Genomic DNA, 24331 nt, shown 5'->3' with positions numbered 1-24331 from the left:
GCCTTAACCTTTCTTCTGACTCATCTGCGCCTGGGCATCCAGCATCGCCAGCATCTCTTTCGGCCCCTGATAACCCGGGATCACCATCCCATTGCTCAGGACGATCGCCGGCGTCCCCTGAATGCCAAACTGTACGCCTAACTCATAGTGAGACTTAATATTGATGTCACAGGTGGCCGGCGAGATCGCCTCCCCTTTTACCGCCTCGTCGAAGGCCTTACGTCGATCGGCCATACACCAGATGGATTGCATATCCTTCTCCGCTTTCGAGTCCAATCCCTGACGCGGGAAGGCCAGATAGCGTACGGTGATCCCCAGATCGTTATACTCCTTAATCTGCGAGTGCAACTTATGGCAATAGCCGCAGGTGATGTCGGTAAAGACGGTGATCACATACTTCTGCTTCGGTGCCTTATAGACGATCATCTCGGGCTCCAGCTTATTGAGACGCTGGAGCAGCAGTTGATTGGTCACATTTTCCGGCACCGCGCCGCTGACATCATACATCGGCCCTTGCAGGATATACTTGCCGTCATCCGTCACATACAGCACGCCACCCTCGGTGAAGACGGTCTTTAGACCCGCCAGCGGCGAAGACTGGATCTGTGTCTGCTGGATCCCCAGCTTCTTCAACGACTGTTGGATAGTGGCATCATCTGCCCGGGCCAGGCCGCTGACGGATGCCGCCAGTAATGCCAACCAAATCACGCTTTTTTTCATAACCAATTCCTTTGCATTGCCCTCCGCTCAAGCGCGGGGATGATGCTGTTGATGTAGCTGTCTGAGCCGCTCCGTCGCGACATGGGTATAAATCTGGGTGGTAGAAAGATCACTGTGCCCCAAGAGCATCTGTACGACACGTAAATCCGCGCCATGGTTCAACAGATGGGTGGCAAAAGCATGGCGCAATACGTGCGGCGACAGGCGCTGCGTATCGATACCCGCCAACACGGCATAATGCTTGATGCGATGCCAAAAGGTCTGGCGCGTCATCTGGCGCGCACGATTACTGGGAAACAGCGCCGCCACCGTCTGGCCATTCACCAGCCAGGGACGACCATACTCCAGATAGTATTCGATCCAATAGATCGCCTCTTCGCCCAACGGCACCAGGCGCTCCTTGTTTCCCTTGCCGATCACCCGTACCACCCCTTGGCGCAGACTGACATCCTCCTGCCCCAGGCCAACCAGCTCGGAAACGCGTAGACCGGTGGCGTACAGCAACTCCAGCATCGCCTTATCGCGTAGCTCTAGCGGATTATCGATCGCCGGTGCCTGTAGCAAGGCGTCTACCTGAGCTTCGGAGAGATCTTTCGGCAGCCGCTGCGGCAGCTTCGGCGCCGCCAGCTGTGCGCTTGGATCGTCAGTTCGCAACGTCTCACGATAGAGATACTGGTAGCAGCGGCGCAGCGCGCTCAGCAGACGCGCAGAGCTGGATGCCTTGTAGCCACCATCGACGCGTTGGGCGAAGAAATTCTGCAGGTCGCCGGGCGACGCCGTCAGCAATGAGAGGTCATGATAGGCCAGCCACTCGGCGAGGGTACGCAGATCCTGGCGGTAAGAGGCCAAGGTATTTTCGGCCAGATTCTTCTCTAGCCATAACGCATCCAAAAATTGTTCGATCAGCGCCTGATCCTGCTCGTGCACTCCGACTCCTCAATCCCCATGATAACCTTGCGCAGCGCGTGCGGCGCGTCGTTGTCGGCCAGCCTACATGATGCCGGCAGTGGATTCAAATCTGTTACACTGACGTTATCCGCTTTGGCAACCATGGCAAATGCACAATGAAAATCGGTCTTTTTTACGGCTCCAGCACCTGCTACACCGAGATGGCAGCAGAGAAAATTCGCGATATCCTCGGCGCCGATCTGGTCACCCTACATAACATCAAAGAGACGCCGATCACGGCGATGACCCAGTACGACATGCTGATCCTCGGCATTCCTACTTGGGACTTCGGCGAGTTACAGGAAGATTGGCAGGCGGTATGGGACACCCTGCCGACCCTACCGCTACAGGGCAAGATCGTGGCGTTGTATGGGTTGGGCGATCAGTTAGGCTATGGTGAATGGTTCCAGGATGCACTCGGATTGTTGCACGACCAACTGCTGCCCTTAGGGGTCAACATGGTCGGCTATTGGCCGACGGCGGGCTACGAGTTTAGCGCCTCACGCGCCACCCTGGACGAGGGGCGCCTCTTCGCGGGCCTCGCCTTGGATGAGGCCAACCAGTATGACCTCAGCGATGCACGCCTGCAGCAATGGTGCCAACAGATCATGCTGGAGGCGGCGGAACTACTCTAACCCCCGCCCCCCTCATACCCGAGGCGCTCCCCCCGCTGGAAGAAACACGAGAAGAACGATGGGCCCCTTGACGATACCGACGCTCAGTCGTTGGTCTCGGGAGCGTTCAGTAACAGGGCCCGTAACTCACTCCACTCCTCCTGGCTCATACTGTCTGCCGCCAACCACAGGCGGCGTCGACGTGCCGGCCCGGCGCTGCTTTGTAGCAATAACAATACGCCCATATCGCTGATCCACGGCCGGCGGGCAAGCCGCCACTCACGCTGTTGCCAACGCCACTCTCCCGTAGCGCTGTATTGCAACTCCCCGCGATTACGCGCGATACGGCGCTGGCTACGGATACACTCGAAGATCACCACCACCAATAGCAGCAACCAGAAAGCGCTGACGCCATAACTCTCAGGCCAGGGGGCCAGGAGGATCGTCAACACCAGCGCACCATATCCCAACAACGCGATCACCTGGGTGCGCCAGGAGACATGGACATTACAGCACCATGGGGCCACGTGCTTTATTTCGCGTCTGAATCAGGGTAATCATCCGTGCCAGATCGGCATCCTCCGGCACGCCTTGGTTCATCAGCCACTTGAACAGCTCGGGATCATCACAGTTCAGCAGGCGGACAAACGTCTGCTTATCGGCGTCACTCATCGCATCATACTCATGCTCGAAGAAGGGCATAATGGCGATGTCCAGCTCACGCATTCCGCGGCGGCATGCCCAGTGAACCCGTGCTTTATTATTGATATCCATGACTCATTCACTCCGGCTTTATATTTAAATTTTTCTACGGCTAACAAAAGACGGGGGACCTCCCCACGTGGCGGCCTGGTTTATGCCCGTCGCTAATCGCTCTCTATTCTAGCGTGAAAAAACACTTCATTGCGGGAATCCCTTCATACTCTGTCATATTTTGCCTTACTTCAGCACGACAAGATTTGTTATCTGTGCGCTTTTATTCTGCAGTTGTAATACGTTACGCAATACTATCCTCAAATTACGGATTATTTCTGACGATGACGCTATTCGGTTAGCATCTCTCATCATTCACGGTGAGCAAACTCAGACGCGACGCGGCCATGACCCCACATAGCGGCCCCGGCTACGGCCATAAGACACGCATCACCTGGCGCGACACCGTACGACTGGCCCACGATAGGGTCCGCCCACTTCACTAACGAGGCTCCGTGGTTACCCGGCGTAGGCACACACGATCGGGAATGCTTGAACAAGACGTGGCCTGGATGCAATTAACCATTGGCATCGCGAGCCGGCTTTCTTACCATGGACACTACTTCCGATATGACCTTACAGGGAACTATCATGAACCTTAACGCCCAATTCACCTCGCAGCCCGTACTGGCCGCCGCACAACTCCCGCTCACCCTGATGGCTCTGACAGACTGGCAACTGGTCGGCGTCAGTGGCGCGGATGCGCAGAGTTACCTGCAAGGCCAGCTCACCCTTGATGTCCCGGCCCTCACGGCGCAACAACATGCTCTGTGTGCGCACTGCGACGCTAAGGGCAAACTGTGGAGTACGCTACGCCTGTGGCGGCGCGCAGATGGCTTCGCCTACCTGCTGCGTCGCAGCGTAGCTGAAATTCAGTTGCTGGAATTGAAGAAATACGCCGTCTTCGCTAAGGTCACCCTCGCCGATGAGCCGCACGCGATCGTGCTAGGCCTCGCCGGCGCTCAGGCACGCGAGGCGCTCGGTGAGTTATTTAGCGAGCTGCCCGACGCGACCTGCCCGTTGCGCCAAGCGGCACATAGTCAACTGCTATTCCTCGCCGAACCTCAGCCACGCTACCTGTTAATCTGCGACGATGAGGAGGAGGCCAAACGCATCATCCAGCAGTTAAGCGGCCGCGCACGGCTCAGCGATGGCGCACAATGGCTGGCTCTGGATATCGAGGCGGGTCTCGCGATCATCGATGAGGCAAGCAGCGACCAGTTCCTGCCACAGGCGATCAATCTCCAAGCCCTCGGCGGGATCTGCTTCAATAAGGGATGCTATAGCGGCCAAGAGATGGTGGCGCGCGCCAAGTTCCGTGGCGCCAATCGGCGCGCCCTGTTCTGGTTGCGCGGTAGTGCCGGGCGCCTGCCACACGCCAGCGAGGATCTCGAACTGCGCTTAGGCGACAGTTGGCGCCGCAGCGGAACCGTATTGGCCGCGCTGCGCCTCGCCGACGGTGAAGTCTATATTCAGGCGGTCTTAAGCAGTGATCTCGCCGCCGACAGCGTATTGCGCGTACGCGACGACGACCTCAGTCAACTGACCATTGCCCCATTACCCTATGGGCTCGACGAAGCCGAGTAACCGGCAATCTCCCGTCGCCCTGATGGGTGACGGGAGCGCCAACGCTCGCGCTTCACGCGCCTCGAGCATAGGCGGCAGCCTGTAAGAACAGGGCATGCTCTGGTCGAATGCCGGTATACAAGACAAACTGCTCCACCGCCTGAATGGCGAAGACTTCGGCGCCGGTGATCACAACCTTCCCGGCTGCACGCGCCGCCTGTACCAAGGGGGTCTCGATCGGCTGTGCCACCACCTCGAAGATCGCGCTGGCGTGGGCAATGCGTTCCGGGCTAAAGGAGAGCACGCCAGCAAACTCGCTGCCCAGCATGCCGATCGGTGTGGCGTTGATCAACAGATCGACCGAGGCCTCGGGAGGCAGCGTCTGACACCAGCTATAACCGTAGAGTTGCGCCAACTGCTGGCCACTTACCGCGTTCTTCGCCACGATATAACCACGGGTAAAACCGGCATCCTTGAGGGCACAGGCGACCGCCTTGGCCATCCCACCACTGCCGTGCAGGGCAAACGTCAGCGTCGGATCGAGCGCATACTGGCGCAGCAGTTGAGCGATAGCGATATAGTCGGTGTTATAGGCCTTGAGCCAACCGTCACTATTGACGATGGTATTCACCGAGCCAATCCCCGCCGCCGAAGCATCCATCTCATCCATTAATGGGATCACCGCCTCCTTAAAGGGCATCGAAATGGCGCAACCGCGTACCCCCAATGCTCGTACACCGCCGATGGCGGCCACGATATCCTGCGTCGTAAAGGCCTTATACAGGTAGTCGAGATCGAGAGCATCATACAGGTAGTTATGAAAGCGGGTACCGAAGTTACCTGGACGTGCCGCCAATGACATGCACAACTGGGTATCCTTGCTGAGGTGTCGGGTCATGATTGCTCCTTAAAGAGGGAAAATGTGTGCTAGACGACGGCCACCATCATCGCGTAAAACCGATCGCGAAAAAACGGTTCGATTTTCCACGCCAGTTCCCCCTTTCGGTGGAGACATAAGCGGCGAATCGCCGGCGGATACGGCACCTCCGCAGGCAAAAAAAGAAAAGGCCCCGTCGAGACGGGGCCTAGATCACCGGAAATAGAGGAATTAGAAGTTGTAACCCAACACCAGGTAGTAACCCCAACCGGTCGGATGCAGATCTTCACCCAGCGCCGCGCCCTCTTTCCACTGACCACCGTTATGGAAGTAACGCGCCACCACCGAGTAGTGCCAATGGGTGTAGTTCAACGCCAGGATATGGCTGGAGGCGATGGAGTTGTTGGAGCGCAACTGGTTACCGTTAGAACCGACGCCAGACTTGTCGCCCAGACGAGAGCCGAAGTCGAAGTTGGTAAAGCCGATATAGCTCAGGTTACCGCCCCACAGCTCGGTCAACGGCACGAAGTATTTCACCTTCACCCGATAGCCGTCCCAGCTATTCTCGTTGGCTGCACCGTAGTTTTCCCACTGATACTTGCCGTACACGTTCAGTGACAGGCTCATCGGCAGGCCCGTATCGATGTCGGTCCCCAGACCCATATACCAGGTGTTCTGGCGGTTAGCGCTGTTATGCCCCATGTCGAAGACATAGTCGTTCGCGAAGTACCACTCCTTGAACGGTCCAAAACCCAGGTCCAAGCCGGTCAGCTTATCGATGGAGAAACGCGGCTCGATCTCCATGAATAGTGGAGAGCCTTTGTCCCAGATACCCTTATCGACGCTGTTACCGGCCCCGAAGAACTTCGGTACGTCGACATAGCCATAGAAGTCGAGCCAATCCTTCTTGGCGAAGGCTTCATATTCTAGATAGACGTCATTGGTACGGAACGGCCCAAAACGAGTGTGATAACTGCCTACCACGTTGACGCTCTGGTGCCACCAATCAGAAAGATACTCGCCGTTGTTGTCTGCCGCCGTTGCATTCATGCTGGTGGTGGTAAGACAGGATAACAGCGCGCCCGCAGCTAAAATTGTTTTTTTCATATGAGTGCCACATACCTTAAAAAGCTCCCCCGCGCAGAGGGAGACAACGACAACATGTCAACATCGCCACAAATCAGCCATCACTCGCTCTAATGCCTGCTCGCTGGCCACGCGCATTATAGAAATAACCAGATACAGAAACCGTGATCCAGCAATAGTTTTTAAAAAGCGTAATCGATTGCGTTCACGTTTGCGGCGAAATAGTTCGTAGAAATGATACATTAATTGGGACTCTTATCAAATTAATAACTTGGCGATTTTCTGTGCAAAATGTCTAGTTTTCACTTAAAAATCAGCTCAATGAATTCAATAAGATAAAAATATCTGCGCCGGTTATGCTTTTCTCGCGGCGTACACCCCGCTAATGCACACCTTACGCTGTTGTAAAAATAATAATCATGGTGATTATATGTGATTCTAGCCACATCGCGCCGAGGTGAGGATGCCAGACAGCCTGACTCTTTTTTAGCGTACACGTGTACACTGGAATTGTTCTCAGCTAACCTAGAGGGCGTGAATTTTGGGTCGGTCGCACACAACCTAGGGCCGACTCTCACCCTGCGAGGTTACTAACGATGACAACAGTCAGCGCCCCCCTATCGAGTTACTCCTTGGCGGAAGAGGTGGCGAATAGCATTAGCCACGGCATTGGCTTTATCTTGGGGATCGTCGGCTTGGTGCTCCTGCTGGTGCAAGCTATCGACAGTGGTGCCGACGCCACCGCGATCACCAGTTATAGTCTGTATGGCGGCAGCATGATCTTGCTGTTTCTCGCCTCGACGCTCTACCACGCCATTCCACATCCGACGGCCAAACGTTGGTTGAAGATCTTCGACCACTGCGCCATTTATCTCCTGATCGCCGGGACCTATACCCCTTTCCTACTGGTCGGCTTAGACTCACCACTCGCTCGTGGTCTGATGGCGGTGATCTGGTCGCTGGCGCTGGCGGGGATCATCTTTAAACTGGCCTTCGCCCATCGCTTCAAGGTGGTGTCACTGATCACCTACCTCACCATGGGCTGGCTATCGCTGATTGTCATCTATCAGCTGGCGCTACGTCTCTCCGGCGGCGGACTCACCCTGCTGGCCTTAGGGGGAGTCATCTATACTCTGGGGGTCATCTTCTATGTCTGCAAACGCATCCCCTACAACCATGCCATCTGGCATGGCTTTGTCCTGGGAGGCAGCGCCTGCCACTTCTTCGCTATCTATCTCTATCTCTAACAACGACAACGGCGGCCGGGTTACCCCGTCCGCCGTCTTCTCGCCTCGACATCACACCATCAAGATCACTGCGATGCCGCTTATTCGCCTTCCGTCGCCACCTCACCATGACGACGCGTCGCAATCTCACGCGTCAGGCGGATCACCACCGGAGACAACAGTAACAACGCCGCCAGGTTCGGCAACACCATCAGGCCGTTAAACATATCGGCCATGTTCCATACCAGTTCCACATGGAAGAACGACGCGATAAAAATAAAGACGATCACCAACAGCTGATAGACCCGTACCGCTTTCTGCGAGTTAAACAGATAACGTACGTTCGTCTCCGCATAGTAGTACCAACCGATGATGGTCGAGAAGGCGAAGAAGAACAACGAGGCCGAAATAAACAGGCTACCAAAGTGGCCATAGACATAAGAGTAAGCCTGCTGAGTCACCGCGATCCCCTGGCCAGAGAAGACGCCGAGGAAAGAGGCTTGAGTCTGGCCGCCCTGCTGCCACATAGCCATCCCCGAGGTAATGATCACCAACGCCGTCAGGGTGACGATCACGCACACCACGAAGACCCCCATCATGGCGATAAAGCCCTGCTGCTCGGGGTGTTTCACCTTCGCCACCGCGTGAGCATGCGGTGTCGACCCCATCCCGGCCTCGTTAGAGAACAACCCCCGGGCAATACCAAAGCGCATCGCCTGCTGAATGGCGATACCTGCCCCGCCGCCGAGTACCGCCTGCGGGTTAAAGGCAGCGACGAAGATCGCCTTAAAGGCCGGCAGGATGTAATGCGCGTTCAAACCCAAGATCAGCAGTGCCCCCACCAGATAAAAGATCGCCATGGTCGGCACGACCTTCTCGGTGAAGGAGGCGATGCTACGCAACCCCCCCATGATCACCCCACCGGTCAACAAGGCCAACACCACCCCGACGATCCAACCGGAAACCCCGAGAGAGCCCTCGAAGGCGGCGGCGATCGAGTTGGATTGCACCATATTACCGATGAAACCCAGGGCGAAGATGATCAGGACGGAGAAGAGCGCCGCCAACCATTTGCATTTCAGTCCCTGCTCGATGTAATAAGCCGGGCCACCGACCACGTGCCCCTGTTTATCGAAAGACTTATATTTCTGCGCCAGGATCGCCTCGGCATAGATGGTCGCCATACCCAGAAATGAGGAGACCCACATCCAGAAGATGGCGCCCGGGCCACCGGCGACGATCGCCGTTGCCGGACCGGCTAAGTTACCCGTCCCCACCTGACCGGCGATCGCCGTGGCGACGGCCTGGAATGAACTCATCCCCTGCTTATCCGCCTTCGCACCGGACAACGACATTCCCCCAAAGAGGGCACGGAAACCGGATCCGAAATGACGGATCTGGATAAAGCCCAGACGCAGGGTGTAATAAATCCCCGTGCCACAGAGTAAAAAGATCAAAAGCTCATCCCACAACAGACTATTGATGCGATTAACCCACTGTGCCAAAAAGTCCATACCTGTCATTACCCGTTTTTATTTTTACCTGTCGGTGTATAGGGCGTTTAACGGGGAATAGCATGCCGCCGTCGCCCGATGAACGGGCGCGGTGATCTCAACCGAATAAACGCAGGAATTGTGCGTCGCCGCCGCAGCGCAGGAAGCCTCTACAGGGAATGGCAACAGCTCACGATGAGAACTCTATCACACTTTATCGGGAGGAATAGCCGAGGAAGTGAGCCAGCGATGCATGAATAAAAGTGATGATAAGTGAAAGTAATAACAGCCAATAAAAATATAACACTATGTTTATAATGAGTTTTATTCAAAAAAGCGGCGATTACGCCGTTCGGCGGCGAGAGAGAAATGAATTAGAATATTTCATTCGAGAAAATGGTACGTGGACGCGCAACCAGGTGAAATCAGATACGTGATGACGCCCTCAAGGCGTATCAGGGGGCGCAACCATAACATTGCCGCGCCCCTCTGGCAAATCGATACACGGTACGTAGCCGATAGGCGGGCAACCGGGTACACTCCCCCGGTCGCCTTACACCTATGCCCAGTCGCTCACCGGTGGACAGGCGCATTGCAGATTACGATCGCCATAGACATCGTCCAAGCGCTTCACCGCCGGCCAGTACTTATTGTCACGGCTTTCGGGCGTCGGGAACACCGCCACGTCGCGACTGTAGGGGTGCGTCCACTCTCCGGCTAGCTCCGTCTGGGTATGCGGGGCGTTGACCAGCGGGTTATCCTGCAACGGCCACTCACCCGTCTCGACCCGAGCAATCTCGCCACGAATGGCCAGCATCGCCGTGATAAAACGATCCAACTCGCGCTTATCCTCTGATTCCGTCGGCTCCACCATCAAGGTCCCGGCAACCGGAAACGACATGGTTGGTGCATGGAAGCCATAGTCGATCAGGCGCTTGGCGATATCCATCTCGCTGATGCCGCTGCTCGCCTTCAGTGGACGCAGATCCAGAATACATTCATGCGCCACATAACCATCCTGCCCGCTATACAACACCGGGTAGGCGGCGCGCAGACGCTGAGCGATATAGTTGGCGTTAAGGATCGCCACCGCGCTGGCGCGCCGCAGTCCCTCCGCCCCCATCATGCGGATATACATCCAGCTGATGGGCAGAATCGAGGCGCTACCGAACGGGGCGGCGCTGACCGCGCCCTGGCGTGTCGTCATGCCGGGGATATGCACCACCGTATGGCCGGGAACGAAAGGCGCCAGATGGGCCTTAACGCCGATCGGCCCCATCCCCGGACCACCGCCGCCGTGAGGAATGGCGAAGGTCTTATGCAAGTTGAGGTGCGAAACATCGGCGCCGATATAACCTGGCGTAGTGATACCGACCTGAGCATTCATATTGGCACCATCCAGATAGACCTGGCCGCCATACTGATGCACGATCTGGCACACCTCGCGGATGGTCTCCTCATAGACGCCATGCGTCGATGGGTAAGTCACCATGATCGCCGCCAACGTCTCGCCCGCCGCCTCGGCCTGACGCCGCAGATCGTGCAGATCGATGTTGCCGCGCTCGTCACAGGCCACCACGACCACCTCCATCCCGGCCATCTGTGCCGAGGCCGGATTGGTGCCATGGGCCGAAGCCGGGATCAGGCAGCGGGTGCGCTGCCCCTCGCCACGGCTCTCATGATAACGGCGGATAGCCAGCAACCCGGCATACTCCCCTTGCGCGCCAGAGTTGGGCTGCAGGCAGACCGCATCATAACCCGTCAATTGCGTCAGCCAACCGGCCAATTGGTTTAGCAGGATCTGGTAGCCACGCGCCTGCTCCGGCGGGCAGAAGGGATGCAGCTCCGCGAAGGCCGGCCAGGTGATCGGGATCATCTCCGCGGCGGCATTCAGCTTCATGGTGCAGGATCCCAGCGGGATCATCGCCTGATCCAACGCCAGATCGCGCCGCGCCAGACGATGCATATAACGCATCAGCGCGGTTTCGCTGTGGTAACGGTTAAACACCGGGTGTGTCAGGATCGGCTCGCTACGTAACAGTGCGGCGGGAATACTGCCTTCACTCGCCTCCTGCGCCAAGGTATCCAGCGTATCGATGTCCAAGCCATGGTCATCGCCAAGCAGGATGGTAAACAGCGCCTCCAGATCGTCGCGCGTGCTGCACTCATCGAAGGCGATCCCTACCGCCCCCGTCAGATCGGCGCGCAGGTTGATACCAAATCCCTGCGCCCGCGCCAACACCGCCGCTTTATCCGCCACCGTGACCGTCAGGGTATCGAACCAGCTGTGATTACGTAGCGTCACGCCCTTTTGTTGTAGCCCCAACGCCAAGATATCCGCCAAACGATGTACCCGCTCGGCAATACGCCGCAACCCCTGTGGGCCATGGTAGACCGCATACATCCCGGCGATATTGGCCAGCAGTACCTGGGAGGTACAGAGGTTGGAGTTGGCCTTCTCACGCCGAATGTGTTGCTCGCGCGTCTGCATCGCCATGCGCAGCGCCGGATTACCGGCGGCATCACGCGCCACCCCGATGATGCGCCCCGGCATGGCGCGTTTAAACGCCTCGCGGCAGGCGAAGAAGGCGGCATGCGGCCCGCCATAGCCCATCGGCACGCCAAAGCGTTGAGCCGAGCCGAACACCACGTCGGCCCCCTGCTGTCCCGGCGCCTGCAACAACACTAGCGCCAGCGGATCGGCGGCCATGCAACAGATCACCTCCCGCTCACGCAGCGCCGCCATCAGCGCGCGGTAGTCATGCAGCTGCCCCTCGCTACCGACCTGTTGCAACAGCACACCGAACAGATCGCGATGATCGACGGCATGCCGCGGATCGCCGATGACCACCTCGACGCCACAAGTCTGTGCCCGCGTGCAAACCACATCGATCGTCTGTGGATGCACATCCTGGGCGATGAAGAACACCGAAGCCTGCTTCAGCCGGCTGGCGCGCCGCGCCAGCGCCATCGCCTCGGCGGCGGCCGTCGCCTCATCCAGTAACGAGGCGGAGGCCAGATCGAGGCCGGTGAGATCCAGCGTCATCTGCTGAAAGTTAAGCAACGCCTCCAACCGCCCCTGAGAGACCTCGGGCTGGTAGGGGGTATAGGCGGTGTACCAACTGGGATTCTCCAGCATGTTGCGGAGGATCGCTGGCGGCGTCTTCACCCCGTAGTACCCCATCCCGATAAAGGATTTATAGATCTGATTCTGCTCGGCGATCGCCCGCAGTTCACCCAGCGCCTGCTGTTCATCACAGGGCGCACCGATGGGTGGTGCGGCTGGAAGTTGAATGTCGACGGGAACCAGGCGTGCGATCAACGTCGCCAGATCCGGCGCCCCGATCTCCGCCAGCATCTGCTGCTGCTCGGCCGGCGTCGGCCCGATATGGCGGGCAATAAACGCCTCACCGTTTTCCAGCGTAGAGAGAGTCTGCGTCATAGCTTATGCATTCCTTGGTTGCGCCGCCGCCCGGCGCCCGGCATATCATAGGCCAGGGCCGCCCAACGAGGGCGGCCCTGGAGTTGGCGCGCTACGCCTCCAGCGCGCGTTGATACTCGTCGGCGCTGAGTAAGGCCGCGTATTCGGTAGGATCGTCGGCACGGATCTTAAACAACCACCCCGCCTGATAGGGCTCGCTATTCACCAGCTCCGGCGCGTCCACCAGCGCCTCGTTCACCGCCACGATCTCCCCGGCCAGTGGACTATAGATGTCGGATGCCGCCTTAACGGACTCGGCCACGGCGCAATCGGCACCGGTCTCGACGTGTTCCCCCAGCTCGGGCAGATCCACAAACACCATATCCCCCAGCAGGGATTGGGCATGATCGCTGATGCCAACGCAAAAGACCCCCGCCTCCTCGGCACGCACCCACTCATGAGACGCGCTATACTTCAACTCTGTCGGTACATTGCTCATCGCCATCCTCTCCTGGAATTGAGTACTGTCTAGCTTGTTTGTCGACTGAGACGCCCCGGCGCCTCGGGTTAAATCAGACTGCAGCCCTGACGGACAAAGCTCGGCTTCACTAACGTGACCGCCACCTCGCGCCCACGAATATTGACGCGCCCTTCACCCGCGATGCCCTGTGGTACGCGCGCCAGTGCGATGCTGCACCCCAGCGTCGGTGAGAAGGTACCGCTGGTGATCACCCCTTGCACCGCCTCGCCCTGCTCCGTGTAGAGGCTCACCGTCATCCCGGCACGCAGCACCCCCTTCTCCCGCATCAGCAAACCAACCAGTTGCGCATGCGGCTGATGACGCTGACGCATCAAGGCATCACGGCCGATAAAATCGCGCGTCTCGGGCTCCCAGGCGATGGTCCACGCCATATTGGCCGCCAAGGGCGAGACCTGCTCATCCATCTCTTGGCCATACAGGTTCATGCCCGCCTCCAGACGCAGCGTGTCGCGTGCCGCCAAACCACAGGGACGCACCCCGGCCTGCTCCAGACGCCGCCAGAAGGGCACCGCCTCGGCGAGCGGTAAGGCGATCTCATAGCCATCCTCCCCGGTATAGCCGGTGGTGGCGATAAACAGTGAGTCAATCTGGCGGGCGAAGAAGGGCTTCATATCGGCCAAGGCCAGACGTTGCTCGGCATCCAACAACTCCGCCACCCGCTGACGCGCATTCGGCCCCTGCACCGCGATCAACGCCAAATCATCACGGACCCGTAACTCGACGCCGAACGGGGGCAGATGCTCGCCGATCCAGGCCAGATCGCGCGCGCGCGTGGCGGAGTTGACCACCAGACGGAAATAATTCTCCGCCAGGAAGTAGACGATCAGATCGTCGATAACCCCCCCGCTCGCATTAAGCATCGCGCTATACAGCGCCTTACCCGGCTGCGTCAGTCGTGCCACATCGTTGGCCAGCAAGTAGCGCAAGAAGGCACGCACATTGGGGCCGTGTAGATCGACGATAGTCATGTGCGACACATCGAACATCCCGGCGTCACGCCGCACGGCATGATGCTCCTCCAACTGGGAACCATAGTTCAACGGCATCAACCAGCCATGAAAGTCCACCATACGTGCGCCATCGGCCACATGTTGCTCATAAAGCACGGTCTGTTTTGTCATTCTCATCCTCGACTGAGTAACGCGGCTTACGCCGCACGCGCAGGCATGCCCCCAGGCATGGCGCCGCCATACGCAAACGATGACATCGCTCCGACGGTAGCACCGAAAAATGGGATTAACCATAAGATAAAATAGGTGTAATGCGTCTAGCGTGCATAGATGCACGCAAACGATGATGCAGAATATTGCGCCGGAAAAATGCGCACAGATGCACACAATTAACATTTATGCTGCATTTTCATTGCCGATAAATAACCTTGTCGACTTAAAAAGCAGCATAAAACGGCAAGAGCAAGGTAAGGCGGGGCAAGAAAAATTAATGCGAAAGGAGACATGACATTAGAATATTTCACGCGAGGGCGGCCGATGCCGCCCCGGCGCTTAGCGCGTCTCGTTGTCGTGCGCTTGGAGGAGTGCGGGCAGATCCACCAGCCCCATGGCATGACGCACCAGCTGTGGCTTGATGCCGGGCAAGCGATCGGCCAGCGTCAGTCCCACGTCACGCAGCAGCTTCTTCGCCGGATTGGCTCCGGCAAACAGATCGTGGAAACCCTGCATCGCCGCCAACATCGCCGCCGCGCTCTGCTTGCGTCGCCGCTCATACCGGCGCAGGTAGAGGTGATGACCGATATCCTTACCCTGAGCCTGGAGGCGACGCAACTCACCGGCCAACTCCGCCGCATCCATCAACCCGAGGTTGACCCCCTGCCCGGCCAGTGGATGAATGGTATGCGCCGCATCCCCCATCAAGGCCAGGCGATGGCCTGCAAAACTGCGCGCATAGCGTCCTCGTAACGGGAATACCTGCCGCTCGCTGACACAACGACACAGACCGAGACGATGATCGAAGGCGATCGTCAGCTCACGGGCGAACGTCTCATCGTCAGCCGCCTGCAGGCGCTGCGCCTCGCCAGGCGGCAGCGACCAGACGATAGAGCAGTGGGACTCATCACTCAGCGGCAGGAAGGCCAGGATACCTTGCGGGCGGAAGATCTGCCGCGCGATCCCGGCGTGCGGCTGCGCGCAACGGATGGTCGCCACCAAGGCATGCTGTTGATAATCCCAAAAGGTCAAGGGGACATCGGCCAACTGACGTAGCTGAGAGTGGGCGCCATCGGCGGCGACCAGCAGCCGCGCACTGAGCATGGTCCCTCCCTCCAGGATCAAGAAGGCCTCATTCTCCCCCCAGGCCACCTGCGCCACACGGGCGGGCGCCAACAGGGTGATCGCCTTATCTTGCTCGGCGCGCTGCCACAATGCCTGCTGCACCACCCGATTCTCGACGATGTGCCCCAGATGAGCATGACCATAGGCCTCGGCGTCGAAGGCGATGCGGCCGAAGCTATCCGCCTCCCACACCTCCATGCCGCGACAGGCACTCGCCCGTTGTGCCAGGATCGCCGGCCATACGCCAAGCTGTTGTAACAGGCGTTCGCTGGCGATATTCAGCGCCGAGACACGCCCGTCTTCCGCCAGCGCTGGCCGAGGGGGCTGCGGCTCGACGAGGGCGATGCGCAGCCCGCTGCCCGAAAGGGCGTTGGCCAACGCCAGCCCAACCATGCCGCCACCGACGACAATGAGATCGAATGATTGCATAACTTACTGTCTTCCCAAGCAAAAAGGCTTAGCGTGCGACCTGACCCAACATCCGTCGCACCAGCGGCGTACGCAACGCGGGCAACAGTGCCAAGGTCATCAGGCCCAGATTCCGCCCCACCACCAACGGGGGCAGGCGATTGGCAAATAGGCGCACCAGACTGTCGGTCAAGGCCACCGTCGCCTGACAGTCAGGCCGGCGACGACGCTGATAATCGGCCAAGGTCGCGTAACTGCCGGGATCTTGCCCCGCGCACCAGGCGCGACTCAACGTCTCCGCCAGCGTCATCACATCGCGCAGTCCCAGATTAAAGCCCTGACCGGCGATGGGATGCAGCGTCTGCGCCGCATTCCCCACCAACACCAGACGATGGCTGACATGCGCCTCTGCCTGGCGCAAGGCCAACGGATAGCAGTCACGCCGCCCCGTACGCGTAAAACGCCCCAGGCGCCAACCGAACGCCTGTTGCAAGCGCGCCAAAAAGGTCGCCTCGTCCCACTGCGCCGCCTGTGCCGCCTGCTCAGGCGGTAGGCACCACACCAGGGCGCTACGCCCCTCGCTCATCGGCAACAACGCCAACGGCCCGTCGGCGGTAAAGCGTTCGAAGGCGCGACCCGCATGCGCCTCGCTGCTGGCGACGTTGGCGATCAGCGCCGCCTGCGCATAGGACTCGCTCTGCCAACGCATACCGCACAGGGTCGCCAACGCCGAGGCAGAGCCATCGGCCGCCACCAGTAACTGGCCGGAGAGGCTACGCCCATCCGCCAGCCAAGCCGTCACGCCTTCAGCCTGCCGTTCGACCCGCACCACCGTCGCCGGGCAGTGTAGCGTCACGCCCGGCGCCGTCGCCAACAGCCGAAACAGCTGCTCGCCGGCACGATGCAGCTCCACCACCTGCCCCAAGGCGGGCAGATCGTAGGCGGCCGCATCCAGCCACAGCGCGCCGCCGTGACCCCGATCGCTGATCTGCACCTGATTGATGGCCGTGGCATGCGACGCCAAAGCCGGCCAGATGCCGATCCGCGCCAACTGCTGGCAGGTGCCCTGCGCCAACGCGATGGATCGCGCGTCGAAGCCGGGGTGATGCCCGCTCCCCGGCGCAATCGACTCCACCAGCGTGACCGGACAACGCCCCGCACTCAACGCCGACAGCGCGAGGGCCAGCGTCGCGCCCGCCATGCCGCCTCCGGCGATGATGATACTCATGCGGTAACCCGCGCCGCCGCCATCAACGCCTCGATCTCCTCGATCGATTTGACCACGCCCGCCGTTAGGATCTCGCACCCCGTGTCGGTGATCAGAATGTCATCTTCGATACGCACCCCGATGCCACGATAGGCTTGCGGAACGTCGGCGTCCGGCGCGATGTACAATCCCGGCTCACAGGTGAGCACCATCCCCGCTTCGAGCACTCGGTCACGCGCCGGGGTGGCATAGTCGCCGACATCATGCACATCGAGTCCCAGCCAATGCCCCAGGCCATGCATAAAGAAGGCGCGGTATTGCTGTTCGGCGATCAGCGTTTCCACGTCACCCTGCAAGATCCCTAATGCGACCAGCCCCTGCACCATCACACGCACTGTCGCTTCCTGGGCCTGGCGAATACTGCTGCCGGGACGATAATGGGTGATGGCCGCCTCCATCGCATCCAACACCAGCTGGTAAATCTGGCGCTGCGGCTCGCTGAAACGTCCACTGACCGGGAAGGTGCGGGTGATATCCCCGGCATAGTGGCGGTATTCGGCTCCCGCATCGACCAGCACCAGGTTGCCATCGCGCAGCTCACTTTCATTCTCGGTGTAATGCAGGATGCAGCCGTTTTCACCGCTGCCGACGATCGTATTAAACGAGGGAGAGCGGGCGCCATGCCGGTTAAACTCGTGCAACAGCTCGCCTTCCAACTGATATTCATACATTCCCGGACGGCACTTCTCCATCGCCCGGGTGTGCCCCATGGCGGTGATCTCGGCGGCACGCCGCATCACGGCGATCTCCTCCGCCGACTTAAACAAACGCATCTCATGCACCCAGGGGCGCCAATCCGTCAGCGTCGCCGGCGCGCGCAGATTCTGGCGAGCACCTCGGCGCAGGGTTTCCAACGCGGCAAACACCTGCTCATCGGCGAAGTCATATACGCCCTGGGCGTGGTACACCACATCCAGGCCATTCAGCAGTAACGGTAACTGTTCCGCCACATCGCCATACGGCAAGGCCCGATCGATATTCAGGCGCGCCGGCGCCGCCTCTTGCCCGAGTCGACGCCCAAACCAGACCTCCGCCGTCACGTCACGCACCCGATTGAATAACACACTGTGGCTATGGTTTTCGTCGCTCTTGATCAGCACCAACAGCGCTTCCGGCTCATTGAAACCGCACAGATACCAAAAGTCGCTATTTTGACGATAGGGGTATTCATTCTCAGCATTCCGGCAATGAACCGGGGCGGCAAAAAACAGCGCCGCACTGCCCGGCTGCATCTTCGCCAGCAACGCCTGACGGCGACGCTGATACTCTTGCGGGGTCATATCCATCTCCTGAAAATCGGCTAGTAAATGATACGGCTGGCGCGACGCCTACGCGTCGTGCCCCACGACACAAGCCTGTAGCGGTCATTGGATAAAGGAGGCTGTGCGTGCCATGGCGCCTAATCCGTCCGTGCGCGCGTGAACAGTACGCATTGGGTCTAGACTACCACGATAGGAAAAACAAAGGGTAAGGCAAATAGCATCGACAGCCCATGGCGTCGACTCCCTAAGGAAAGGCGGCAGCGATCCAATCAGGCGCCGACAGCGATGATGAAGATCTACGCCGCGGTTACGCTGACACGCCACGGCATTGCGCCGTGGCGGCGAGGAGATTAGTGCAGTTGAGGCTGTGCCGGCGCCGCATCCTGTTGGTGGAACTCACCGTGGCATAGCATGGCGGCCATACGCACATATTCGGCCACCTCCTCCAACGAGTGAGCCAGCTCCTCCTGATCCTCGTCCTCATCGTAGCCCAGTTGAGCGATGCTGCGCAGATCGTCGATCGACTCACCCACCTCGCCCTTCACCTGGCCCAACTTGGCCTGCATCATGCCCAATCCCAACAGGAAGTGGTTCACCCAGCCAGCCAAGGCATCGGCACGCACGAACACCGAGGCCTCCTCTTCTGTGGGCAGCAACAGTTGAAAAGCGAACTCGTCACCCTCTAAGGTCGCGCGCGTCTGCGCATAGAGCGCCTGTAGCGGCTGGGCGAGTGACTGGGAGAAGGCCACCCCTTCATTCGTCAGATCATGTACCAGCGTCAGCCAGCTCGCATCACGGTTGCCGCCACACAACAATCCGCTCACTAAGCCATGCATCTCGGCGGCGGTCAGTGCCACCCCCTGTTGCTGTAAGGCCTGCGTCAGTACGGCGTAATCCGCCAAGCTATTCTCTGTAGACATACGTATTGGTCATCGTTGACAGGTAAAGTTCGTGTTATGCTACCACTAAGATGAGTCGCTATACCAGAAAGGGCCGTATCGCAAGCCGAGGGCTTGTCACTGCATAGCGGGGTAGATATAGTTAGCGCCCACAGCGTTCCCGGGGGGACGCGGCGCAAAATTGAGCGGGAAGGTAGTATGTCTGCACAGCCGGTAGATATTCAAATTTTTGGCCGCGCACTGCGTGTTAATTGTCCGCCAGAACAACTGGATGCTTTGAACCAGGCCGCGGAGGATCTGAATCAGCGGTTGCAAGATCTAAAAGTTCGCACTAGAGTCACCAATACGGAACAACTGGTCTTCATTGCGGCGTTGAATGTGTGTCACGAACTGGCACAGGAGCGGTTGAAAACCCGCGATTATGCCGCCAATATGGAGCAAAGGATCCGCATGTTGCAGCAGACGATAGAGCAGGCGCTGCTGGAGCAAGGACGCATTACCGAGCGTCCCGGTACTTCTTTTGAGTAAAATTAACTTACTGATTATACAACAAAATTTACAAAGAAAAGCGTTCCATAAAGTGCAAGTTGTGTTAGTATAAACAGTAAGAAAACAGCAAGATTCCAAATTTCTCTGAGGTGTTCGTGCGCGGGCCAGTCCCCTGAGCCGATATTTCAAACCTTAAGAATGTGGCGCTCCACAACCGGTGAGCATGCTCGGTCTCCGAGAAGCCTTAAAGTTGCGACGTTACGTTCACCTTGAACCGCGGGTTCAAGGGTTACAGCCTGCTACGGCACCTCGGAGATTCCCTAATACGCCAATCCTGCCACGGAGTCGACTCCATGCCTCAGGACCTCGCGTTCACATCCCGTCACGCTTTCCGTCAACGCCAACGCGCATTGCGACGTTCGCTGTCGCCGACGCAGCAACATCAAGCCGCCTTGGATCTGAAGGATCGCCTACTGGCGCTGCCCTATCTGGCCCGTCCATGTCACATCGCCCTGTATCTTCCCTTTGATGGCGAGCCCGATACGCGACCCTTGATCACCGCCCTGTGGCAACGCGGCCACCAGGTCGCCCTGCCGGTATTACACCCCTTCAGCCGTGGCCAACTGCTCTTTTTGCGTTACACGCCGGAAACGGCGATGCGCCGCAACGCGTTTGGCATCCACGAGCCCTGCCTGGATGCGACACGCGTCGTCCCCTTGGCACGGCTAGACCTGATGCTGACACCACTGGTCGCCTTCGATACCGCGGGCAACCGGCTCGGCATGGGCGGCGGTTTTTACGATCGAACCCTGGCCCATTGGCGCCCACGGCGACAACGGGGATTGGGGCCCTATCCGATTGGGATCGCACACGACTGCCAGCGTGTAGCAACCCTGCCCGTAGCCGACTGGGATGTCCCCCTGCCGGAGATCATCACGCCATCGGCGCACTACCGCTGGCCTCAGGCCGGAGCAATGGAGGACACGCCTCACGCCGCGCCCTCGCCGGGCTAACGCTGAGGCCGCCACTCCCGCGACGGCCTTAAGGGGCTTAGTATAATAAACGGGCCCGCACGGTGCCGGGGATGGCGCGCATACGCTGTAGCGCCGCTTCGGCGCGCTCGACCTCCGTCTCGACATCGATCACCACATAACCGATGGTCGGTGTCGTTTGCAGATACTGAGCGGCGATGTTCACCCCCTCCTCGGCAAAGATCTGGTTGATCGCCTTCAACATCCCGGGGCGGTTTTCATGAATATGTAGCAGGCGGCTGACATGCTCCTCATGCATCGGCAACGAAACCTGCGGGAAATTTACCGCCGACAGTGTCGAACCGTTATCGGAATACTTCGCCAGCTTACCGGCCACCTCGACCCCGATATTCTGCTGTGCCTCCTGCGTCGAGCCACCGATATGCGGCGTCAGTAACACGTTATCGAAACGGCACAGCGGTGAGGTGAAGGGATCGCTGTTGGTGGCCGGCTCCGTCGGGAAGACATCGATAGCGGCCCCGCTGAGATGGCGGCTCTCCAATGCCTGGCATAGCGCATCGATATCCACTACCGTGCCGCGTGCCGCGTTGATCAGGATTGCCCCCGGCTTCATACGCGCCAGCTCCGCCTCACCGATCATATTGCGGGTCGACGCCGTCTCCGGAACATGCAATGACACCACGTCGCTCATGTTAAGCAGCTCAGACAGATGGCGCACCTGGGTGGCATTGCCCAGCGGCAGCTTGCCTTCGATGTCATAAAAATAGACATCCATACCGATCCCTTCCGCCAAGATCCCCAATTGGGTACCGATATGGCCATAGCCGATGATCCCTAGCTTCTTGCCGCGCGCCTCATAGCAGCCAGCCGCCAGCTTGTTCCATTCGCCACGATGGGCGCGGGCATTGGCCTCGGGAATATTACGCAATAACAGTAGGATCTCTCCCAACACCATCTCCGCCACCGAGCGGGTGTTGGAGAAGGGGGCGTTAAATACCGGTATCCCACGGCGCTGTGCCGCCGCCAGATCGACCTGGTTGGTGCCGATGCAGAAGCAGCCTACCGCCACCAGCTTCTCTGCCGCGGCGAACATCTCTTCGCTCAACTGAGTCCGCGAACGCAGGCCGATAAAGTGCGCGTCACGGATCGCCTCGCACAACGCTGCGCTATCCAGCGCGCCCTTATGGTATTCGATGTTGTTATAACCGGCGGCCCGTAACACCTCGACGGCGCTTTGATGTACGCCCTCTACCAGCAAAAACTTAATCTTATCCTTATCCATAGAAACTTTGGCCATGATCTACCCTACTGTCCGAGAAAAGCGTATGTGTGTTATGCAGATGGTTTGTTTAAACTCTAGTCAACATAACAAAATTTACCTCGGCGGCAAGCCATGGCAGGAGTCGGCCTCCGACGAATGCGCACGACGGGGTAGCGAAAAGTTGCGGAAAATTTTAATAAACAACGAGCTATCAGCGGGAAAAATTGAATGGCGGCAATTCTGTGATAGATGTCACCGAATTCTCGGCGTGCAGAAAAAAATGGGTGTAGCGACTAGGGTGCCCCATCCAGCGAGGGCACCCCGACACGATCAGGCCGTCAGGGTTTTCACCCCCTCCGCGCAGCCGACCAACACCACATCGGCACCACGATTGGCAAACAGCCCCACCGTCACCACACCGGCGATGGCGTTGATGGCGTTTTCCAGCTTGCAGGGCTCCATGATCTGCAGATTGTGTACATCCAGGATCACATTACCGTTATCGGTGAGCACCCCCTGGCGGTATACCGGCTGACCACCGAGTTTCACCAGCTCTCGCGCCACGTAGGAGCGCGCCATCGGGATCACCTCGACCGGCAACGGGAAGTTACCCAGGATATCGACCTGCTTAGAAGCATCGACGATACAGACAAACTTCTTCGCCACCGCGGCGACGATCTTCTCGCGCGTCAACGCCGCGCCGCCGCCCTTGATCATCTGCATCGCGTGATTGATCTCATCCGCGCCATCCACATAGATATCCAGCGCATCCACCTCATTGAGGTCGAATACCGGGATCCCCAGGCTCTTCAGCTTGGCGGTGGAGGCATCGGAGCTAGAGACTGCGCCTTCGATCTGCCCCTTCATGGTCGCCAGCGCATCAATAAAATGAGAGGCGGTGGAGCCGGTGCCAACCCCAACAATCGTACCGGGCTGCACATACTTCAATGCGGCCCAACCCACAGCTTTCTTCAATTCATCCTGCGTCATACCGTATCCTATGGACTTTGCTACGAAAACGTGTGCGTATTATAGAGCAGCGCACGAAAATACCCCACCATGGGAGCGCAAATTTACGCCCTCGTCCTGTGTTTTTCCCGTTGCACCCCCCGATTTTATCCGCGACAAGCGGAAAAATGTGGCATATTGCGGTAACGGCCACGCCGCCAGCCGCCACGCGGCGCCTGACTCGAGCCTCCCTCTCCACGAGGGGGATAGTTCGCTTGTGCCGTTTTCCAACGTGAGCAATTGCGCTTTACCGATAACAAAAAATGGATCCAAGGGGATAAAGACCATAATGAAACGCCCGGACTACCGGACCTTGCAGGCACTGGACGCTGTCATCCGCGAGCGCGGCTTCGAACGCGCGGCACAGAAACTTTGCATCACGCAGTCGGCGGTATCGCAACGCATCAAGCAACTGGAAAATCTCTTTGGTCAACCGCTGCTGGTGCGTACCGTACCGCCGCGTCCGACCGAGCAAGGACAGCGTCTCCTCGCGCTACTGCATCAGGTCGAATTGTTGGAAGAGGAGTGGCTGGGCAACGACAATAGCAGTGATGGCCCTCTGCTGCTCTCTCTGGCGGTCAACGCCGACAGTCTGGCGACCTGGTTGCTGCCAGCGCTCAAACCCGTCTTAGCCGACTCCCCGTTGCGCCTCAACCTACAGGTCGAAGACGAAAGTCGCACTCAGGAACGCCTGCGGCGTGGTGAGGTGGTCGGGGCGGTGAGTTTGCAGCCTCAGCCGCTGCCGAGTTGCCTGGTGGATCGCCTGGGCGCCTTAGACTATCTGTTCTGCGCCTCGCCCGCCTTCGCCGAGCGCTACTTCCCTAACGGAGTGACACGCTCCTCCCTGCTCAAAGCGCCGGCGGTGGCATTCGACCATCTGGACGACATGCACCAGGCCTTCCTGCAGCAAAACTTCGAGCTGCCGCCGGGGAGTGTGCCCTGCCACATCGTCAACTCCTCCGAGGCCTTCGTCCAATTGGCGCTTCAAGGCACCACCTGCTGTATGCTGCCGCACCTGCAGGTCGAGCGGGAGCTCCGCGAGGGCGTCTTAGTCGATTTGACCCCCGGGATGGTACAGCGCCGCATGCTCTATTGGCACCGTTTCGCCCCGGAGAGCCGCCTGATGCGCCGCGTCACCGATGCGCTGCTCAGCCACGGCCGTAACGTCCTGCGCCAGGACTGATCCTCCGCTTTCGGCGTCGCCATCAGGCC

At 58.9% G+C, this 24331-nt stretch carries 22 protein-coding genes and 1 other RNA gene; 7 read left to right on the top strand and 16 right to left on the bottom strand.

Annotation, left to right across the window (positions count from 1 at the left end):
• Positions 1 to 3: 3 nt before the first annotated feature.
• The gene (gene dsbC, locus ACEQFP_RS11940; protein ID WP_005282080.1) at positions 4 to 720 is read right to left on the bottom strand and encodes a bifunctional protein-disulfide isomerase/oxidoreductase DsbC; all 717 of its coding nucleotides are present in this window, start codon (positions 718 to 720) and stop codon (positions 4 to 6) included.
• A gap of 27 nt (positions 721 to 747) precedes the next feature.
• Positions 748 to 1647: a site-specific tyrosine recombinase XerD gene (xerD, locus tag ACEQFP_RS11935; RefSeq protein ID WP_005282082.1), complete on the bottom strand. Its 900-nt coding sequence runs from the start codon at positions 1645 to 1647 to the stop codon at positions 748 to 750.
• A gap of 137 nt (positions 1648 to 1784) precedes the next feature.
• On the opposite strand from xerD, the gene fldB reads away from it, so the two are divergent.
• Entirely contained in the window at positions 1785 to 2303 is a 519-nt protein-coding gene (fldB, locus tag ACEQFP_RS11930; RefSeq protein WP_005282086.1) for a flavodoxin FldB, read from the top strand.
• 83 nt (positions 2304 to 2386) lie between these two features.
• On the opposite strand, the gene ACEQFP_RS11925 is transcribed toward fldB, so the two are convergent.
• Both ACEQFP_RS11925 and sdhE read right to left on the bottom strand, forming a co-directional pair.
• Positions 2387 to 2809: a protein YgfX gene (locus ACEQFP_RS11925; RefSeq protein ID WP_005296363.1), complete on the bottom strand. Its 423-nt coding sequence runs from the start codon at positions 2807 to 2809 to the stop codon at positions 2387 to 2389.
• On the bottom strand, positions 2790 to 3056 hold the full coding sequence (sdhE, locus tag ACEQFP_RS11920; protein ID WP_005296359.1) for an FAD assembly factor SdhE: 267 nt from the start codon (positions 3054 to 3056) through the stop codon (positions 2790 to 2792). Before sdhE ends, ACEQFP_RS11925 begins: the two co-directional genes overlap by 20 nt.
• Before the next feature lie 570 nt (positions 3057 to 3626).
• On the opposite strand from sdhE, the gene ygfZ reads away from it, so the two are divergent.
• Positions 3627 to 4622, top strand: coding sequence for a tRNA-modifying protein YgfZ (ygfZ, locus tag ACEQFP_RS11915; RefSeq protein ID WP_068870348.1), 996 nt, complete (start codon positions 3627 to 3629; stop codon positions 4620 to 4622).
• A gap of 52 nt (positions 4623 to 4674) precedes the next feature.
• Here the strand turns inward: ygfZ and ACEQFP_RS11910 are convergent, their stop codons facing one another.
• Both ACEQFP_RS11910 and ACEQFP_RS11905 read right to left on the bottom strand, forming a co-directional pair.
• Entirely contained in the window at positions 4675 to 5499 is an 825-nt protein-coding gene (locus tag ACEQFP_RS11910; RefSeq protein WP_005282094.1) for a shikimate 5-dehydrogenase, read from the bottom strand.
• A 210-nt stretch (positions 5500 to 5709) separates the two neighbouring features.
• Complete coding sequence (locus tag ACEQFP_RS11905; RefSeq protein WP_005282096.1) at positions 5710 to 6585, bottom strand: nucleoside-specific channel-forming protein Tsx; 876 nt, start codon at positions 6583 to 6585, stop codon at positions 5710 to 5712.
• Between the two features lie 575 nt (positions 6586 to 7160).
• On the opposite strand from ACEQFP_RS11905, the gene ACEQFP_RS11900 reads away from it, so the two are divergent.
• The gene (locus ACEQFP_RS11900; protein ID WP_077999838.1) at positions 7161 to 7811 is read left to right on the top strand and encodes a hemolysin III family protein; all 651 of its coding nucleotides are present in this window, start codon (positions 7161 to 7163) and stop codon (positions 7809 to 7811) included.
• An 80-nt stretch (positions 7812 to 7891) separates the two neighbouring features.
• Here ACEQFP_RS11900 and ACEQFP_RS11895 read toward each other — a convergent pair whose 3' ends face one another.
• The 8 genes from ACEQFP_RS11895 to ACEQFP_RS11860 form a co-directional block, all read right to left on the bottom strand.
• Positions 7892 to 9304: an alanine/glycine:cation symporter family protein gene (locus ACEQFP_RS11895; RefSeq protein ID WP_370547210.1), complete on the bottom strand. Its 1413-nt coding sequence runs from the start codon at positions 9302 to 9304 to the stop codon at positions 7892 to 7894.
• A gap of 538 nt (positions 9305 to 9842) precedes the next feature.
• Positions 9843 to 12725: an aminomethyl-transferring glycine dehydrogenase gene (gene gcvP / locus ACEQFP_RS11890; protein ID WP_370547209.1), complete on the bottom strand. Its 2883-nt coding sequence runs from the start codon at positions 12723 to 12725 to the stop codon at positions 9843 to 9845.
• Positions 12726 to 12816: 91 nt separating this feature from the next.
• Positions 12817 to 13203, bottom strand: a complete 387-nt coding sequence (gene gcvH, locus ACEQFP_RS11885) for a glycine cleavage system protein GcvH (RefSeq protein ID WP_205437552.1) — start codon at positions 13201 to 13203, stop codon at positions 12817 to 12819.
• 68 nt (positions 13204 to 13271) lie between these two features.
• Complete coding sequence (gcvT, locus tag ACEQFP_RS11880; RefSeq protein ID WP_370547208.1) at positions 13272 to 14366, bottom strand: glycine cleavage system aminomethyltransferase GcvT; 1095 nt, start codon at positions 14364 to 14366, stop codon at positions 13272 to 13274.
• Positions 14367 to 14747: 381 nt separating this feature from the next.
• On the bottom strand, positions 14748 to 15962 hold the full coding sequence (gene ubiI / locus ACEQFP_RS11875; RefSeq protein WP_370555215.1) for an FAD-dependent 2-octaprenylphenol hydroxylase: 1215 nt from the start codon (positions 15960 to 15962) through the stop codon (positions 14748 to 14750).
• 28 nt (positions 15963 to 15990) lie between these two features.
• Complete coding sequence (gene ubiH, locus ACEQFP_RS11870; RefSeq protein ID WP_005282122.1) at positions 15991 to 17169, bottom strand: 2-octaprenyl-6-methoxyphenyl hydroxylase; 1179 nt, start codon at positions 17167 to 17169, stop codon at positions 15991 to 15993.
• Complete coding sequence (gene pepP, locus ACEQFP_RS11865; RefSeq protein ID WP_005296340.1) at positions 17166 to 18488, bottom strand: Xaa-Pro aminopeptidase; 1323 nt, start codon at positions 18486 to 18488, stop codon at positions 17166 to 17168. Before pepP ends, ubiH begins: the two co-directional genes overlap by 4 nt.
• A 332-nt stretch (positions 18489 to 18820) precedes the next feature.
• Complete coding sequence (locus ACEQFP_RS11860) at positions 18821 to 19390, bottom strand: YecA family protein (RefSeq protein ID WP_035596558.1); 570 nt, start codon at positions 19388 to 19390, stop codon at positions 18821 to 18823.
• A 177-nt stretch (positions 19391 to 19567) separates the two neighbouring features.
• Between ACEQFP_RS11860 and zapA the strand changes: the two genes are divergently transcribed.
• The 3 genes from zapA to ACEQFP_RS11845 all read left to right on the top strand — a co-directional run bounded on the left by zapA (position 19568) and on the right by ACEQFP_RS11845 (position 20871).
• Entirely contained in the window at positions 19568 to 19897 is a 330-nt protein-coding gene (zapA, locus tag ACEQFP_RS11855; RefSeq protein WP_005282128.1) for a cell division protein ZapA, read from the top strand.
• Positions 19898 to 19996: 99 nt separating this feature from the next.
• Positions 19997 to 20178, top strand: a non-coding RNA gene (ssrS, locus tag ACEQFP_RS11850) — 6S RNA.
• A 33-nt stretch (positions 20179 to 20211) separates the two neighbouring features.
• Complete coding sequence (locus ACEQFP_RS11845) at positions 20212 to 20871, top strand: 5-formyltetrahydrofolate cyclo-ligase (RefSeq protein ID WP_035596555.1); 660 nt, start codon at positions 20212 to 20214, stop codon at positions 20869 to 20871.
• A gap of 37 nt (positions 20872 to 20908) precedes the next feature.
• Here the strand turns inward: ACEQFP_RS11845 and serA are convergent, their stop codons facing one another.
• Both serA and rpiA read right to left on the bottom strand, forming a co-directional pair.
• The gene (gene serA, locus ACEQFP_RS11840) at positions 20909 to 22147 is read right to left on the bottom strand and encodes a phosphoglycerate dehydrogenase (RefSeq protein WP_035596552.1); all 1239 of its coding nucleotides are present in this window, start codon (positions 22145 to 22147) and stop codon (positions 20909 to 20911) included.
• 294 nt (positions 22148 to 22441) lie between these two features.
• Positions 22442 to 23101, bottom strand: a complete 660-nt coding sequence (gene rpiA, locus ACEQFP_RS11835; RefSeq protein WP_035603976.1) for a ribose-5-phosphate isomerase RpiA — start codon at positions 23099 to 23101, stop codon at positions 22442 to 22444.
• Between the two features lie 307 nt (positions 23102 to 23408).
• Between rpiA and ACEQFP_RS11830 the strand changes: the two genes are divergently transcribed.
• On the top strand, positions 23409 to 24302 hold the full coding sequence (locus ACEQFP_RS11830) for a LysR family transcriptional regulator ArgP (protein WP_005282136.1): 894 nt from the start codon (positions 23409 to 23411) through the stop codon (positions 24300 to 24302).
• The last annotated feature ends 29 nt before the right edge of the window (positions 24303 to 24331 follow it).

Origin of the sequence: Edwardsiella sp. A.80236 (genome assembly GCF_044540725.1) — a bacterium.
Classification (GTDB): Bacteria; Pseudomonadota; Gammaproteobacteria; order Enterobacterales; family Enterobacteriaceae; genus Edwardsiella; species Edwardsiella tarda.
Note: the sequence above shows the minus strand (reverse complement) of the source record. Positions and strands in the feature narration are given on the sequence as shown.

Excerpts from the sequence above, each read along its gene's own strand:
- zapA (WP_005282128.1), top strand. The coding sequence starts at position 19,568 with ATGTCTGCACAGCCGGTAGATATTCAAATTTTTGGCCGCGCACTGCGT.
- ACEQFP_RS11830 (WP_005282136.1), top strand. The coding sequence starts at position 23,409 with ATGAAACGCCCGGACTACCGGACCTTGCAGGCACTGGACGCTGTCATC.
- ubiI (WP_370555215.1), bottom strand. The coding sequence starts at position 15,962 with ATGCAATCATTCGATCTCATTGTCGTCGGTGGCGGCATGGTTGGGCTG.
- ygfZ (WP_068870348.1), top strand. The coding sequence starts at position 3,627 with ATGAACCTTAACGCCCAATTCACCTCGCAGCCCGTACTGGCCGCCGCA.
- gcvH (WP_205437552.1), bottom strand. The coding sequence starts at position 13,203 with ATGAGCAATGTACCGACAGAGTTGAAGTATAGCGCGTCTCATGAGTGG.
- sdhE (WP_005296359.1), bottom strand. The coding sequence starts at position 3,056 with ATGGATATCAATAATAAAGCACGGGTTCACTGGGCATGCCGCCGCGGA.
- ACEQFP_RS11910 (WP_005282094.1), bottom strand. The coding sequence starts at position 5,499 with ATGACCCGACACCTCAGCAAGGATACCCAGTTGTGCATGTCATTGGCG.
- gcvP (WP_370547209.1), bottom strand. The coding sequence starts at position 12,725 with ATGACGCAGACTCTCTCTACGCTGGAAAACGGTGAGGCGTTTATTGCC.
- ubiH (WP_005282122.1), bottom strand. The coding sequence starts at position 17,169 with ATGAGTATCATCATCGCCGGAGGCGGCATGGCGGGCGCGACGCTGGCC.
- ACEQFP_RS11860 (WP_035596558.1), bottom strand. The coding sequence starts at position 19,390 with ATGTCTACAGAGAATAGCTTGGCGGATTACGCCGTACTGACGCAGGCC.
- ACEQFP_RS11895 (WP_370547210.1), bottom strand. The coding sequence starts at position 9,304 with ATGGACTTTTTGGCACAGTGGGTTAATCGCATCAATAGTCTGTTGTGG.
- ACEQFP_RS11905 (WP_005282096.1), bottom strand. The coding sequence starts at position 6,585 with ATGAAAAAAACAATTTTAGCTGCGGGCGCGCTGTTATCCTGTCTTACC.
- pepP (WP_005296340.1), bottom strand. The coding sequence starts at position 18,488 with ATGACCCCGCAAGAGTATCAGCGTCGCCGTCAGGCGTTGCTGGCGAAG.
- ACEQFP_RS11900 (WP_077999838.1), top strand. The coding sequence starts at position 7,161 with ATGACAACAGTCAGCGCCCCCCTATCGAGTTACTCCTTGGCGGAAGAG.
- rpiA (WP_035603976.1), bottom strand. The coding sequence starts at position 23,101 with ATGACGCAGGATGAATTGAAGAAAGCTGTGGGTTGGGCCGCATTGAAG.
- gcvT (WP_370547208.1), bottom strand. The coding sequence starts at position 14,366 with ATGACAAAACAGACCGTGCTTTATGAGCAACATGTGGCCGATGGCGCA.
- dsbC (WP_005282080.1), bottom strand. The coding sequence starts at position 720 with ATGAAAAAAAGCGTGATTTGGTTGGCATTACTGGCGGCATCCGTCAGC.
- fldB (WP_005282086.1), top strand. The coding sequence starts at position 1,785 with ATGAAAATCGGTCTTTTTTACGGCTCCAGCACCTGCTACACCGAGATG.
- ACEQFP_RS11845 (WP_035596555.1), top strand. The coding sequence starts at position 20,212 with ATGCCTCAGGACCTCGCGTTCACATCCCGTCACGCTTTCCGTCAACGC.
- serA (WP_035596552.1), bottom strand. The coding sequence starts at position 22,147 with ATGGCCAAAGTTTCTATGGATAAGGATAAGATTAAGTTTTTGCTGGTA.